This is a genomic window from Calothrix sp. FACHB-168 (assembly GCF_963889195.1).
GTDB classification, from domain to species: domain Bacteria; phylum Cyanobacteriota; class Cyanobacteriia; order Cyanobacteriales; family Nostocaceae; genus Aulosira; species Aulosira anomala_A.
The window spans coordinates 1-14,546 of the sequence record NZ_CAWPNJ010000094.1 but is presented as its reverse complement, the minus strand read 5'-3'; the positions used below and the strand labels follow the sequence as shown (position 1 = coordinate 14,546).

12 protein-coding genes, 1 tRNA gene and 2 pseudogenes are annotated in these 14,546 nt (G+C 40.5%); 12 read left to right on the top strand and 3 right to left on the bottom strand.

The genetic code is table 11. From position 1 onward, the window contains the following. Window positions 1-215: 215 nt before the first annotated feature. Window positions 216-407: pseudogene (locus tag AACW45_RS37010) on the top strand (transposase); the annotation flags it as partial. A gap of 128 nt (window positions 408-535) precedes the next feature. On the opposite strand, the gene AACW45_RS37005 reads toward AACW45_RS37010, so the two are convergent. Continuing rightward, window positions 536-1,450 carry a CRISPR-associated protein Csx3 gene (locus AACW45_RS37005; protein ID WP_190638114.1) on the bottom strand — a complete coding sequence of 305 codons (915 nt, stop codon included), beginning with the start codon at window positions 1,448-1,450 and terminating at the stop codon, window positions 536-538. A 116-nt stretch (window positions 1,451-1,566) separates the two neighbouring features. Here AACW45_RS37005 and AACW45_RS37000 point away from each other — a divergent pair, with 116 nt between their 5' ends. Together AACW45_RS37000 and AACW45_RS36995 are read left to right on the top strand one after the other, a co-directional pair. After that, on the top strand, window positions 1,567-2,979 hold the full coding sequence (locus AACW45_RS37000; protein WP_190638111.1) for a TIGR03985 family CRISPR-associated protein: 1,413 nt from the start codon (window positions 1,567-1,569) through the stop codon (window positions 2,977-2,979). Between the two features lie 7 nt (window positions 2,980-2,986). Further along, window positions 2,987-3,556: an HD domain-containing protein gene (locus tag AACW45_RS36995; protein ID WP_190638109.1), complete on the top strand. Its 570-nt coding sequence runs from the start codon at window positions 2,987-2,989 to the stop codon at window positions 3,554-3,556. 799 nt (window positions 3,557-4,355) lie between these two features. Here AACW45_RS36995 and AACW45_RS36990 read toward each other — a convergent pair. Then, entirely contained in the window at window positions 4,356-5,363 is a 1,008-nt protein-coding gene (locus AACW45_RS36990) for a mechanosensitive ion channel family protein (protein ID WP_190638108.1), read from the bottom strand. A gap of 176 nt (window positions 5,364-5,539) precedes the next feature. Then, window positions 5,540-6,046, bottom strand: coding sequence for a GNAT family N-acetyltransferase (locus AACW45_RS36985; RefSeq protein ID WP_190638107.1), 507 nt, complete (start codon window positions 6,044-6,046; stop codon window positions 5,540-5,542). A 159-nt stretch (window positions 6,047-6,205) separates the two neighbouring features. Here AACW45_RS36985 and AACW45_RS36980 point away from each other — a divergent pair, with 159 nt between their 5' ends. The 9 genes and pseudogenes from AACW45_RS36980 to AACW45_RS36940 form a co-directional block, all read left to right on the top strand. Continuing rightward, window positions 6,206-7,087, top strand: a complete 882-nt coding sequence (locus AACW45_RS36980) for an isopenicillin N synthase family dioxygenase (RefSeq protein ID WP_190638106.1) — start codon at window positions 6,206-6,208, stop codon at window positions 7,085-7,087. Further along, the gene (locus tag AACW45_RS36975; RefSeq protein WP_190638105.1) at window positions 7,087-8,238 is read left to right on the top strand and encodes an NAD(P)/FAD-dependent oxidoreductase; all 1,152 of its coding nucleotides are present in this window, start codon (window positions 7,087-7,089) and stop codon (window positions 8,236-8,238) included. The genes AACW45_RS36980 and AACW45_RS36975 overlap by 1 nt, the downstream gene beginning before the upstream one ends. Window positions 8,239-8,331: 93 nt before the next feature. Next, entirely contained in the window at window positions 8,332-8,691 is a 360-nt protein-coding gene (locus AACW45_RS36970; RefSeq protein ID WP_190638104.1) for a hypothetical protein, read from the top strand. A 713-nt stretch (window positions 8,692-9,404) separates the two neighbouring features. Continuing rightward, window positions 9,405-9,605, top strand: a complete 201-nt coding sequence (locus AACW45_RS36965; RefSeq protein WP_190638103.1) for a hypothetical protein — start codon at window positions 9,405-9,407, stop codon at window positions 9,603-9,605. Between the two features lie 894 nt (window positions 9,606-10,499). Next, window positions 10,500-11,231, top strand: coding sequence for a hypothetical protein (locus tag AACW45_RS36960; protein WP_190638102.1), 732 nt, complete (start codon window positions 10,500-10,502; stop codon window positions 11,229-11,231). Window positions 11,232-11,263: 32 nt separating this feature from the next. Beyond that, window positions 11,264-11,334, top strand: a tRNA-Ile gene (locus AACW45_RS36955). 81 nt (window positions 11,335-11,415) lie between these two features. Next, window positions 11,416-11,796 (top strand): 50S ribosomal protein L7/L12, encoded by a 381-nt coding sequence (gene rplL, locus AACW45_RS36950; RefSeq protein WP_190638101.1) that lies wholly within the window; start codon window positions 11,416-11,418, stop codon window positions 11,794-11,796. A 305-nt stretch (window positions 11,797-12,101) separates the two neighbouring features. Then, the gene (locus tag AACW45_RS36945; RefSeq protein ID WP_190638100.1) at window positions 12,102-13,535 is read left to right on the top strand and encodes a hypothetical protein; all 1,434 of its coding nucleotides are present in this window, start codon (window positions 12,102-12,104) and stop codon (window positions 13,533-13,535) included. Window positions 13,536-13,703: 168 nt separating this feature from the next. Further along, window positions 13,704-14,446: pseudogene (locus AACW45_RS36940) on the top strand (IS630 family transposase); the annotation flags it as partial. Window positions 14,447-14,546: the final 100 nt, after the last annotated feature.

The following is a 14,546-nucleotide window of genomic DNA, read 5'->3' as shown; positions in this document are numbered from 1 at the left end:
CCATCCCGAACTCAGAGGTGAAACGCTGCTGCGGCGACGATAGTTTGAGGGTTGCCTCCTGCTACAATAGCTCGATGCCAGGTCTATTCATAAACACAAAATGCCTCCTCTTGATATATTGAGGGGGCTTTTTGCTTATTGGGGGGTCAGTTTTAAATCTGAGGGTTTATATCCAAGTTTCTTACTGTTAAATATAAGATGTGGCTGATAATAATTTTCCCAGTAGCAACAATACTATTATTCGTTGGTTGGATGAGATAATCGCTTATTTTGACAATGGTGCAACCAGTGGTATTGTGGAAGGCGTTAATAATAAACTCAAGCTCATTAAACGCTCTGGTTACGGTTTTAGAAACTTTGAAAATTTCCGAATTAGGTGCTTATTGAGTTGGCATTTTAGCTGTTAGTTTAGCATAACAAGTCCTGAAGAACCTTTAACTTTTAGTTTTGAGTCAGTCCACATCGCCAGAACTTTAACGGCTTCTTTAATAACTTATAAAGCTGCTTGTTGTGAAACTGGTAATTGATTCATTGTTTACTTACCCAAACCTACCAATAATTTTGCTAAAGCCTGTACCATCTCTTGTTCGGAGACATCTTCTCCTCTCATCAGATGATGAACCGTACCAGTTAACACAGGTAACTCAGACTCGATCGCATCTTCTTTACCTTTGATATCGCTGTGAATAATTGCAACTATCCGCAATCCCAGAGATTCACAAAATTCTTGCCATTGGGGAATTTTCTCTTTGTTTCCAGATAAAATAACGGCGTGAGTCGCTTCTCGCATGATGACTCGATTTTCATCGGTGATTTGTCCCCCAACATCAATGATATTTAGAGGTGTGTTTGCAATCCGCACCCAACCCGCAGCTTTTTGTGCAAACTCTGGGGTAAACTTGGCTTTATACTCAGCTTTCAGTCTTGTTGCTAATTCTAAATCGCGCTGTGCGGCTTCTGAAAACCATGCACCTTCGCCATCAGGACAAGCAGTAATTACATAGGGATAAGGTGCGCCTTCAATGTTAGAAATTGCTTGCTTTAAACCTTCCCGCAGACATGATTTTCCCGATCGCGGAGGGCCACAAATTATAACTTTTGGGTTGATTTTATCTTTGTGTGGTTCGTCGGTTTCAATAAGTTCGCCTATTTTATAGGCTGGAGTATGGGAAACTGCTGTAATGAAAGTTTTATACCCTTTTCTGCCAATTTTGGGGTCGAAAATGGCGATCGCACTATAAAGATGAGATACTTTATGGGCGATTAGGTAACATACTGGTAGCGATGCTGGCCCATCGATTTTTAGCAACCTTCCACCCTTAACTTCTCCTGATTCTATCAATTCCTCTAAACGTGATGCTGCATCGCGAACTATTTGATCGCCGGAGGCTGGTGTACCAAATTTTACTTTTAAAACATCGCCTTCTATATTAATGTGGTAGGTACTCATACTTCTAGGTAGCCATTGCTTCCAGCTTTTAATTATTGGATACATCATACATGATGGAGGAAGAAGCTTCTTCCAAAAGGGTTTATGCTGGTAGCTGAAATTAACTAGGAAATTGTCTGGTGCAAATTTTTTCTGATGTTCCGCAAGTAGAATTGCTGCAATGGTTAGCACGAGGTTCTCTCAAGCAAAACCTGCTGCGCGCGATTCGATTGTGGGTATGGTTGCGCTCGCTTTATGGTGAAACTTCAGATCGCTTGCTGCTGGATGATAGTTTTACTTTTGCTGGCTGGAGGGATGCTTTTTTTAGTTCCACACACCCGAAAACAGATGTAATACCACAGTTACATGATGTTAATTGTGTTTGTGCAAAAACAACGGCGGAGTGGTTATTTAATAGCAAAACCGGAATTTCTCAATCGCAATGGAAGCGATCGCTCTTAACTCATCTTAGTATTTCTCATTCCGTAGGGGAAACAAAACCTTCGGTGGCGAAAAATCCTTGTTCTCTCAAATCAGAGTCTGATTTGGATGAACTACTCAAGCGGCGTTTATTTGCGGTAACTCGTCGTTCTCTACAAGCAGATTTAGAAATTTTAGAAGAATTAGGTTGGCTGAAATATCAACAGCAGCAATATCACAGAGTTAGTAATTTACCTTTTCGTCCGATGACGACAAATATAGAAGTAGCTTCTACCAAGATTAATAGTCATGAATTAAACTTTGTTAATCAAGAAGATTTAGCTGCGATCGCACAAAATCTCTCGCAGAAAATTGGTGGAATTCAGCGATTTTTCTTCAAACTTGATTATGTTATTCCTCGGACTACTATAGACTCTGTTGATGATTGGCAACATAAATTGAGAGAAATTTGGGGACAAATTCCTGTACCTGCAATTATTATTAATTACAACAGCGCTAGGTTAGGAAAATATGTAGAATGTTTCGTTTATCCAGTTTGTATATATTATGTGCAACGTGCAGTTTATCTTTGTGCTTTTGGCGAAAGTCCCGATCGCAATCATGACTGGTATAACTTTCGGTTAGACAGAATTGAAAATATTACGCCGATTGCATGGACAAATTCTGCAATTCCCAAAGTGCTACAACAGCGTTATCAAAAAGCAGATTTACCTCGTCCTGAAGAAATTGAAGCGCAAATGTCTAAAGCTTGGGGGTTTGATTTTTATTTAGAACCTCGGCTGATGTTATTACGATTTGAGAAAGAGTATCACGAACGCTATATTCGCAATACGTTTCGTCACGATACTTTTAAGGCGATCGCCTATTCCCAAGCTGAACGTTTAATTAAGCAAAACACACCGCCATCGCAACAGCAAGAATTACTGAAAATTCTGGCTGCACGTTCTTGTGATGATGCTTACTACCGTGTTTATTATCGACATGGAGATAATAATGTGAGTATGCGTTTACGCGCTTGGCGTCCAAAAGTTGAGGTGATTATGCCTTGGGATTTACGCCAAAGTATAGCGGCTGATGTTAGCAAAGAATTTCACCTTTATTATTATTAACTAAACTATGAATTCAGTAAAATTGACCGAAAAATTTGAAGCAGCGTTAGTTTATGCTAATCGTTTACATGCAGAACAAAGCCGAAAAATTAGCGGCGTTCCTTATATGACGCATTTAATGAGTGTAGCGGCTTTAGTATTAGAATCTGGGGGAAGTGAAGAAGAAGCGATCGCGGCTTTGTTACATGATAGTATCGAAGACCAAGGTGGTAAACCTACCCGCGAAGATGTTCGTCAACGTTTTGGCGATAGAGTTGTGGAAATAATTGATGGTTGTACAGAATGGGATAGTTTACCTAAACCACCTTGGCAAGAACGTAAAAATAGATATTTAGAAAATCTGCGTCATGCTTCTGCTTCTGTGCGCAGAGTATCTTTAGCCGATAAGTTGCATAATGCTAGATCGTTATTAATAGATTCGCGGATATATGGTGATATTGTTTGGAGTCATTTAAAAATTGGTAGAGAAAAAACTTTATGGTTTTATAAGTCGTTGCTGGAAGTTTATCGTGAAACTGGTGATGATTGGATGACAGATGAATTTGCCAGAATTGTGAGTCAATTAGCTGAGGAATAATTCGTAATTGAGTAGTTAGGCGATCGCTTTTTTTTGAAAATCATATATTTCTTGGGGTTGCATAAATGCGGGATGATTTATCTCACGCAGAGGCGCAGAGGCGCAGAGAGAATAATATCAATCCGCGTTTTGATATGTAATTAAGATTTTGGTAGGGGTGGGGTTTCCCCGCCCTTGTGTGGATTTCAATGTTAGGTTTTAGATTGCAGTTTGGTATGAGGAGTAGAAAATTTCAATAAATCAAAATTCATCCCCTAATTCAGCAATCCTATTTCTTTCAATCCCCTTGCGGGGTAATAGGTTGTTGAAACTAGATATTTGATGCAGGCATCTTTACCTTGAGCGATGTTTCAATCCCCTTGCGGGGTAATAGGTTGTTGAAACCATGGACTAAAGAGCAGAAAATTGAATTGATAATTGGTTTCAATCCCCTTGCGGGGTAATAGGTTGTTGAAACCTGTTAAAGGCTTTAGTAATTTTGTGAACACCGCCATGTTTCAATCCCCTTGCGGGGTAATAGGTTGTTGAAACCCCTGAGTCTTGAAACTAATACACCGTATACTTTCTAGGAAGGATTTTGGCAGATCGAAAAAAAAGGTCGTTTTCAGCCTACCTTATTGCAATAAATTGGCAACTTCCCTAAGAATTGAAACCCTGTAATTATTGATTTGTCAAGGTTCTGGCATTTTTGGCGGAACCCCCCAGGTTTTTACCCCCGCTTGGATATGCCAAATGTCAAGCTAATACATGAATAATCAAATTATACTCAACTCTCGGTGAGAAATTCCTTGGTAGTTCTTTAAGATTCATTGCTGTGAGAATCTACTTTGTGATTACCATCTGATGAGGTGTGGGATTGAGCAAGTAACCTGAGTGAATCGCTGATGCGGCGAGGTTTTGGGACTTTACCTTTAACCGCAGGCCAGCCTTCGCGTTGACGAGAGCGATCGCCATCTGTTTCTTCTGTTTGATCGTGAAAGAGAATTTGCTGGGTGGGGAAGGGTAAATCAATTCCGTTTTCCATCAGCTTTTTCTTAATCGCAGATAGCACTTTATCCCGCGATTTTAAATCGTCTATACGGCGTGGGGGATGAATCCACCAGCGCACGCGGATATTCACAGTACTTTCTGCAAGTTCCATCACGAGAACATCAGGAGCAGGTTCTTTTAAAACTTCTTCAATGCTATACATGGCTTCTAACATTAATTGCTTGGCTACATCAATGTCATCGCCATAGCCTATGCCAACATCGTACTGTAATCGGCGGTTGTCAAAGGCAGTATTTACAGTTACAGAATTGGTAAATAATTCGGAGTTAGGAATTACAATCCGCCTACCATCATAGGTTTTAATTGTTGTGGCACGGGTTTCGATATTTTCTACAGTTCCTTCAAAGTTTTTAAAGACAATTTGGTCGTTAATTTGAAAAGGTTCTGTCAGCAGGATTAAAATTCCAGCTAGGAAATTTTGGAGAATATCGCGGAAAGCAAAACCAATCGCTACACCGCTAATTCCTAAAAGTTGGACTAAATCCCCCGCTCTAAATGTGGGAATGACAATCGAAAGAGAGATAAATAACCCAATCAAGATTGTAACTCCCTGGGCAACTCTTCCCAAGACTAAACCTAAATTTCGGGCGTAACGACGGTTACGAGTTAAGCGCTTAACAACAACTTTAATCCTGCTAGCAATAAATAGAAATAAGATAAAGACAATCAACGCCAAGATGATATTCGGTAGCAAAGCGATGAATCCGTTAATCATGCTTTGAACCTTGTCCCAAGCTACGGATAGTTCTGTATTCATGCGATGATGGATGTTACGTCACACAGCTAACCATCTTGTTTTTTAGGCGATCGCTCTACTATCCTAAGTAATATTTTGTTAAATTAATTTATATTTTGTAGCACTAGATAAAATTATTGCGATCGCTCTTCTACCAAAAGAAATATTTATGAATCATTGAGGATTGCTCGCAATACTTATACTGTTGCAAAAGCTGGCGGATAAATAACCTTACCTTTATAGTTCTGCTGATAACCTTGTAGTGGTTTAACCATAAAAAACTCTTCTGGAACTGGAAAAGGTGACTCAATATTATAATTAACTGATGGTTCAAAACCAAAGCGATTATAAAATTGAGGATGACCCAGGACAATCACCATAGATTCGCCTCTCGCATTTGCTATTTCTAAACCAGCCTTTACCAGTGCGCTACCAATTCCCTGTCGTTGAAAATGTGGTAAAACCGCCATAGGTGCTAAACCAAGTACCCGTAATGTTTCTTTACCTACTAAGTCAATATAGCTAAAGAGAATGTGAGCAACTACAGCAGTTTCAACTTCCGCAATTAACGATAATTCAGGAATATAACCTCCAGAATTACGAATCTCCTCCACTAATTTAGCCTCATTTTCCTGTCCAAAAGCCAATCTATTTACCTCAGCTATAGCTAGATAATCTTGAATAACTTCACCGCGTATATTCATCACCTTAAACTCAATTCTCTAAAAACCCAATTTGCTCAAAATACTATAATAACTTCTCCCTTACTCCAAATATCCTGCAATCTCATCAAACCTCCGCGTACCTTTGCGTTAAAAAATATATTCTTCCTCAACCTCACAAATAAATCCCATAATCTTCAAATGGTAATAATTCCTCTAATTAATTTAGCCCACTTCAATCAAAATACTACATCCAAACAAACTGTAATTAAAGAAATTTATCAAGCCTGCCATGAAATTGGCTTTATGTATCTGCAAAATCATGGAATATCAGCAGAGCGAATATTCCAACAGAGTCAAGCCTTATTTAATTTACCATTACATATTAAACAACAGCTAGCTTGGAGCGATGAATTTAGCAATACAGGCTATGTTGGCATAGAAAGAGAACGCCTTAACCCAAATAATCCAGGAGATTTAAAAGAAGCCTTTAATATTAGCAAACAAAATAATCTCGGAAAAATTTTAACCGAATTAAATACAGTCGAATTTTATGATGCTTGTACAGAATTAGCCAACAAAATCCTCCAAGCTTTTGCTTTAGCTTTGGAATTACCAGACGATTTTTTTACATCTAAACACAATCAACAAAATCATACTTTAAGATTGTTGCATTATCCGCCGTTAACAACAACGCCTAAACCGGGACAAGTACGTGCTGGCGAACATTCCGATTATGGCAGCATTACTTTATTATTCCAAGATAATATCGGCGGATTAGAAGTACAAACTATAACCGGAGAATGGATAGCAGCGCCATCAATTCCCGGTACAGTAATCGTCAATACTGGCGATTTAATGCAACGTTGGACAAATCATGTATTTTGCTCAACAAAACATCGGGTAATAAATCCTAGCGATCGCACAATGAAACAGTCTCGTTATTCTGTAGCTTTTTTCTGCCATCCGAATGATGATACAGAGATTGCTTGTCTTGACAGTTGCCGAAATTATCATTCTCCCATCGATCCTCCCATCCTTGCGGGAGAATATCTGTTGAGCCGTTTACAAGCGACATATTAATGAAAACTTACGACTGGATTGTTGTTGGTGGTGGAATTACAGGCGCAGCAGTTGCTTATGAATTAGCAAAAACAGGCTTTTCGGTGCTGTTGTTAGAGCAAAACCAAGTACCTGATAATGCAACCCGCTATAGTTATGGTGGATTGGCTTATTGGTCAGGTAATACACCCATAACTCGCCAACTATGCGCAGATGCGATCGCGCGTTACCAAATTCTCCCCCAAGAATTAGACGCTGATATTGAATTTCGCGAATTAGACTTATTATTGACTATTCCCACGGATGAAGACCCAGAATTAGCTGCTGAATCTTATGCTAATTGTGCCATTCCTCCCCGATTACTCACAGTTACAGAAGCTGGCGAATTAGAACCACTGCTAAATCGAGATGGAATTCCTGGTGCTTTAACTGTCAAGCACGGTCATATTCAACCAGAAAAAACATTACAAGCTTACATCCAAGCTTTTTTACGTATTGGCGGCGAAATGCAGATATCACAAGTCTTGCAGGTATTAAGCAGTGGTGTAAAAACAGCTACCGAAACTTTTACCAGCGCTAATGTAGTGATTTGTGCAGGTGGACTTAGCAGACAGTTATTAAAAGCTGCGGGGATACCAATTAAACTATATTTCACCCATGCAGAAATTATTGAAACTCCGCCTGTAGATTTGCGCTTAAATACTTTGGTAATGCCAGCAACTATCCAACGCTTTCAATTAGAAGCACAATCTACCCAAATTGACTTGTTATGGGATGAACCAGGAAATGAGCCAGCACCACCGATTTTAGATGCAGGTGCAATTCAATTTCTCGATGGTAGCTTGCGCTTAGGACAAATTAGCCGCACTCTCACAGATCCTCATGCTAAAATCAACGCCCAAGCAAGCGAACAGTGGTTACGCAGCAGCATTAGCCAGATTCTACCCGCGTTAGCAAATTTACCAGGGACTTGGTATCATTCTTTAGTCGCTTTTACTCCTAATCGTCTACCTATAATTGGTGCGATTCCAGGGTTTGCAGGGGTGCATATCTTTTCTGGCTTCAGTAATCCCTTAGTTCTCATACCACCATTAGCACAGCGTTTTGCCAAATTTGTCTCTGGTCAGGAAGATGAGATTATTAGCCAGCTATTAAGCACTCGCCCTGACTGAGCAGTTTACTTTCAGCTGTACTAGTGTATTATTAAGGATTCTTTTACGCTGGCTAGAAATTTCTTACAAAATCACGATCTCTCAGGAAGCAAGATGAACACACCAAAGCCCAGGAAGTTGGATGACGTACAATCACAATATGAAGAAACAGAACAGTCATTTCCTACCCAACACGTTAAAATCTACCAAAGCAGTGAAGCTGGGCAGTTAATAATTTGCGAATGTCGCAGTTGCTCGACTCCACTATCTATTGAAGTAATTTTTTTAACACCTCAAAATTCTAAACCTAAACCAAAAAATAAAGTTGATAGCAAAGATGATGAAATGAAATGTCCTAACTGTGGCAGAATTCCCATTTTTCTAGAAGGTTGTGCTGTACAGTCGATAGTTCAATTACCTATTTCACCTTGGCAAGATTCAGCGAAAGAGCAGGAAGAAGGGGCTAAGGACTAGGGGCTAGGCGAGTACTGTTTATATTTAGCGGAAAATGCGATCGCTACTCCAACGCTTTTGGCGATCGCACTCAACCAAATTTTCTAGAGCATACTACATGTCTGTTTCTCGCTCAGGTATTGAAATCCAGACATATTTTTCAGACGCTGCAAAAAATTTGTAGTATGCCCTTGACACCCTGTAAGTTTCGTATTACAAATGTAGTATCAAGAGTTAAGCCTCCGCAAAGGTGAAAACTCGAACTGCTCAAGACCTTGCAATTACCATAGATGTTACTTTTGGGGTCGCGATTGGCGTTCGACTGCTCTGAAACCAACAAACGGACAGCTGCAGGATTTGGGTTCGATTCCCAACGGCTCCATTTGCTTTAACTTCTAGTCAAGTTGCAAAGATATAAATTACAGCATCGCAATTATGCACACTTGGGTCTGTAGCTCTAATGGTAGAGATCCCGGATGTCACTTGTGCCCTAACAGAAAAAGCTTACATACTAGCTCAATTAGTAGAGCGATCGTCTCTAAAACGATAAGTTGCAGGTGCGATTCCTGCGTTTGTAACCTACAGCTTTTTCAACTCGCATGAGGTGTGAGTGTAACTCTCACAGGGAGGGTATCGGTTCAATCCCGATCAGATCCACTAATACCAATTCAAAATTCAAAATTCAAAATTCAAAATTAAGAAAGCAATTCGTAATTAAAAAGGAGGTGATGACAATGGTACATATTAGATTTGAAGGGCGTTCTGTTGATGTGACAGAAACACAGCTAGGAGTTAACGCCGGGATGAATGATGTTGCAGTTAAAGAACAGGTGGCTCGTCATTTGGATGTAAATCGCGATCGCCTGGAAACTTACATAATAGATCGCCGTCCTAGCGGTGATTTGATTATTCGTCCTGAAGCGGTTTATGGTTAAAGGAGGCAGATGGCAGAAGGAAGAGAGGTAAAATCTCACTTTTTGCCTGATTTATGATTATTTTCCGTGCCCGAATATAAGAAGCATACATACACATTGATAACGGTTCTAAGGTAGTAAAATTCGAGCGATCGAACTAGCGAAGCATGATTAAATCTCTCGCAGATTTAATATGCGCGCCCACTGCCAATATTTTGGTAAGAGCAGCCGTAGCTGTAAACAGCTTGTTAAACTTGCACGGAGAAATTTCTTCCAAATGCCAAATTAAATTTAACTTGAAAATAGGGACTAGGGGCTAGGAAAGAGAGATTTTCATATTTAGGAGTCGTGTAAAAATAATACCAATTCAAATAATCTTTGCGACACATCAAAATATTCTAGAGGGCATGGCAGTGCCAGTGCCCCTACAATCTGTCGCATTCTTTTTTCTAATTGGTATAAGTTGAAGAATTTAATATTTGTAGTGCGGGCATCTTGCCCGCGCGAGCAAGCAAGATGCTCGCACTACTTATTTTTCTTGATGCCTTAGTTGTGAAATTTTCTTGTGAGAGACTAGCTTAATTACGAATTACGAATTACGAATTACGAATTACGAATTATTAGCTTTATTCCGCGCCCTAACTTGTGAAGCATACACACTCTATCCGCAAGGATATACAGGTTCGATTCCTGTCGCTTCCGCTCATGGGAGCGTAGCCAAAATGGTAAAGGCAAATGTGCAAAACTGCTTTGCTAACTTGTGCGGAATTCCCATGATGCCAATTGTATTAATTTATTACCTGAACTCAATCACATATATGGAGGTGAATTTTATGATGTCAGCAAACTTATGTAGCCTAACAAATCAATCTGTAAACCTATCTTTCAACTACATATCTTTCAACTACATAAGTTATGAGCGAACATCGTTTGAGCGAAATTGTGATTGAGCGTCCTCGGAGTGGAGCAAGAATTCCTCTAAAAAAGCAAACAGGCTATAAAAAGCAACTATACAAACTCACCCAAGATGCAACTGAGGATGGATTATTTAATCATTACTTGATTAAAACTAGATATAAATCAAAGTATCTTTCAGATCATCTTGGCCCCTTGCGTCGGCTGTTGCGTTCCAAAGTCGGACAGCCTTGGAACGATGTTTACAGCGAACTCTGTCAGCGATTAGATAGCAATACAATGGCAGGACAGCACGTAATCAATCATATCTGGGATTACGTTGAACGTCATGTAGAAATCATTGATGGTGTCGTTTATCGGAAGCTTTACCGAGGATATCGAACTCCGTTTGGTTGGGCTTATCGCGATCGCGATCGCTTCTATATCCATCCTGATACTGGGATTCTTTGTGCAGTCGAGGAAGTACCTAGCAAGCCGTGGTCAAGCAAGCAAGAAACTGACTTTATCATCATTGATGATTATCATGAATACCAAAAACTGAATGATATTTGGTATCTCATTACCTTTGGAAATTTTCCCCAACAGTCAAATGATGATACAAAGGATAGTTTAAAAGGTTTAGCCCATATTGTTTGGCATCGTTATTACAGCTTATCATCTTATGCTGTAAGTAAACGACAATGTAACAAGAAAGAGCTTCGAGTTATTTTAAAACTACTTTCTAAACAATAAAATTTTCACTTCGTGCCCTAACCGAAAAAGCTTACATACTAGCCGAATTGGAACAGGCACTTGACTTATAATCAAGCTATTACAGGTTCAAATCCTGTGTGTGAATCAACAGCTTTTTCAACTTGCACGAAGTGTTTTTATTCATTATCAATTATGAGTTAACTGCAACTCATTGGAGGTTGCCATGTCTGTGAAAACTTTAGAAATTTTAGAACAAATCAAATCTCTAACTCTCAACGAAACTTCTCAACTAGTCAAGCAGATTGAAGCAACCTTCAATGTAGATATTTCCACACCGAAGCTGATTCAAATTGAACGAAGAGATGAAGATGAGGTTCCATTACAAGTTCAGACGGAATTTGATGTGTTATTGGTATCGGTTCCGCCAGAGAAAAAGATTGCCCTACTCAAGGTCATTCGGACGGTAACTGGCTTGGGATTGAAGGAAGCGAAGGATTTTGTAGACTCTCTTCCTAAAGTCGTGCAGACAGGATTGGATCGAGAAGCTGCTCAAATCCTTAAGCAACAGCTAGAAGAAACAGGAGCCGTTGTTTCTCTGCAATAGTCTTATCTCTCTTCTCTGCGCCTCTGTCTTGAAAAGTTCAGATCGCCGGAAGCCGGCGCTCCGACTTTTCGCTGCGTCTCTGCGTGAGATTTTTTTTTAAATGAACCGCCAAGAACGCCAAGTGCGCCAAGAGAAGAAATAGATATTTCCCAACTTTATTATTGGCAGTTGTTGCCGCGCCCCGATCGCAGAAGCATACATAACTCTGATTCAGTTATCTACAACGCTTCTACAACTTGCGCGGTGAATTTATCGCCCGCGTGCAACATCTGCCTCCTCATTTATCACAACTAGAGGAGGTTATTATGAATACCGCAGAACGCGATTTGCGCTTGGAAATGCTCAATAGTTTGCTCACAACTCCTCACCGCAAACTTGAGCAAGTCGCAGAAGTTCATAAGTTAATTGTTGAATTAGATCCCCTTTTCTACGGACACTTAGCGGTTTGGTATCAACGCAATGGTGATGTCCGCGACCATAAGGAAGTCTTTATTGCTAACCTGTTAAATAGTAATCTCACTGAACACAGAGATGCTGGATTTATGATGCTGCAAGAGTTTCCGCCTTATCAGGTGGCTCGTGTAGTAGACTTCATGAAACAGCAGCAAAATAAATTACCTCGTTCGGCTCGGACTGCGGTGCGACGTTACCTCAAAGCCAGAGAAAGCAATCCTGCACTATTTGATCGCGCGGCTTTGCGGGGACGTAAGGCGATGAAGCACCTGTATGCTTCGCTACACATTAAGCCCAATGAACGGGCAAATGCGATTCTCTTCCGCGATACTCCCCCAGAAGGTTCGTTAGCCCATGTGTTGAAGCAGCTTGCAAAGGCGGAAACTCCCGCCGAACAAGCACAGCTAATTGTGGAATTCAACATTCCCTACACGATCGCAATTGGTGCAATCAAGCAACTTACACCAGTTGTGTTGGTGGCGTTAATCAACAGCATGACTCCCCAGGAAGTAATCAATAACCTCAAGTCTCTCCAGGCGAAGGGTGCAATGGATCAACCCCAAGTTAAGCAATTAATTGACGCCAAGCTGGAGCAAGCATCGAAGAATGGGCGTGTAGCAGCTTTTAAAGCACAAATTGCCGCAGATGGTGCAGATTTCGATGCAGACACCGTTGCAAAGTTGGAAAAAGTCACCAACGAGCAGGTGAAACGCCGTGGTGCGATCGCTCGTTCTACTGCTTTACTAGTAGATAAATCTGGCTCAATGGAGAATGCGATCGCAGTTGGTAAGCAACTAGCTGCTCTCATCTCTGGTATCGCTCAAGCAGAATTATATGTCTACGCTTTCGATACCATGCCTTATGCGATTACCGCCAAAGGTAAAGAATTAACCGATTGGGAGCGTGCTTTCCAGCACATTAGGGCAGGTGGTAGTACTAGTATCGGCTGTGCATTGGAAGCAATGCGCAAGAAAAAGCAGGTAGTTGATCAAATTATTTTGGTAACTGATGAGGGTGAAAATGCTACACCTTACTTCAGTGAAGTCTACAAAACCTACTGCCGAGAATTTGCGGTAATCCCCAATGTAGTGATTGTGCGTGTAGGTACTCATTACAACTGGCTGGAGACTCAACTCAAGCAGCAGCAAGCACCTGTAGAAACGTTTACCTTCGCGGGTGACTACTACAGCTTACCGAACCTTATCCCATTGCTAACTCGTCCTTCTCGCCTCGATTTGCTGATGGAGATTATGGATCTGCCATTGCCTGTAAGAGAGGATAAGTAGCGCTATAATATAGCATTGCTCACCAGTTCTGATGAGCAATGTCTACCTTCAAATTAGCCTTACATTAATTTTCTATTCTCATAATTCAATGAGATATAGGAATCCTATTTGATTTTTGAAAAAGATTACGAGAGAATACGGATGAGTGTACAAGTGTAAGAGCAGACAATGAGCAACCAGCATCTACAAACGGCAACACTACCTGGAGGAGTGGCAACTGCGATCGCTGAATTACAAGATTTTATAGCAGCTTGTCGTGATGCCCGTGAGGCAAGAAAAGCCTTGGCGGTCAAGTTGGTTTACCAAGATTACTTGTACGAAGAAATCCAAACTATTTTAGATGTGTCTTTAGGCTCGATAACAGGTTGGAAACAAGCCTATGAGCAGGATGGAGTTGATGGACTACGGTTAAACTACAAAGGGAAGAAAAGCGCGCTTTCGTAGCGAACAACGAGAAGAAGTATTGAGATGGTTGCAAACCAAGGACTGTTGGGAGCTTGGAGAACTAGAGTATAAGTTAGCTTTTGAATACGACGTGGTTTATGAGTCAAAACAAAGTTACTATAACTTGTTCGATGCAGCTGACATCAGTTGGAAGAAAACAACAAAGCTAAATCCGAAAGCCGATGCAGAGGCTGTTGCAGAAAAAAAAAGAGATTCAGTTATTGTTGGCAAACCACTGCTACGAAATCGAAACAGGAAAGCTAAGAGTACTATTAATTGATGAGTGTCATTTAATGTGGGGAGACTTAAGCGGCTATGTCTGGGGGAAAACAGACTCAGAAATTGCGGTTCCAGTTATTAATGAGCGAGAGAAACAAACTTACTATGGGGCAGTAGACTATCTTACAGGAGAATTATTGCTCAAAGCCTACGATGCAGGAAATTCAGATTCGACTATTGATTATCTAAGTAGGTGGGCGGGAAAATTTATAACTATGTAACGAAAATTTAATCAGAGCGATTAGAGTCAAATTTAATACGCTGTGTACTGTAGTTGCCTTTTTCTCC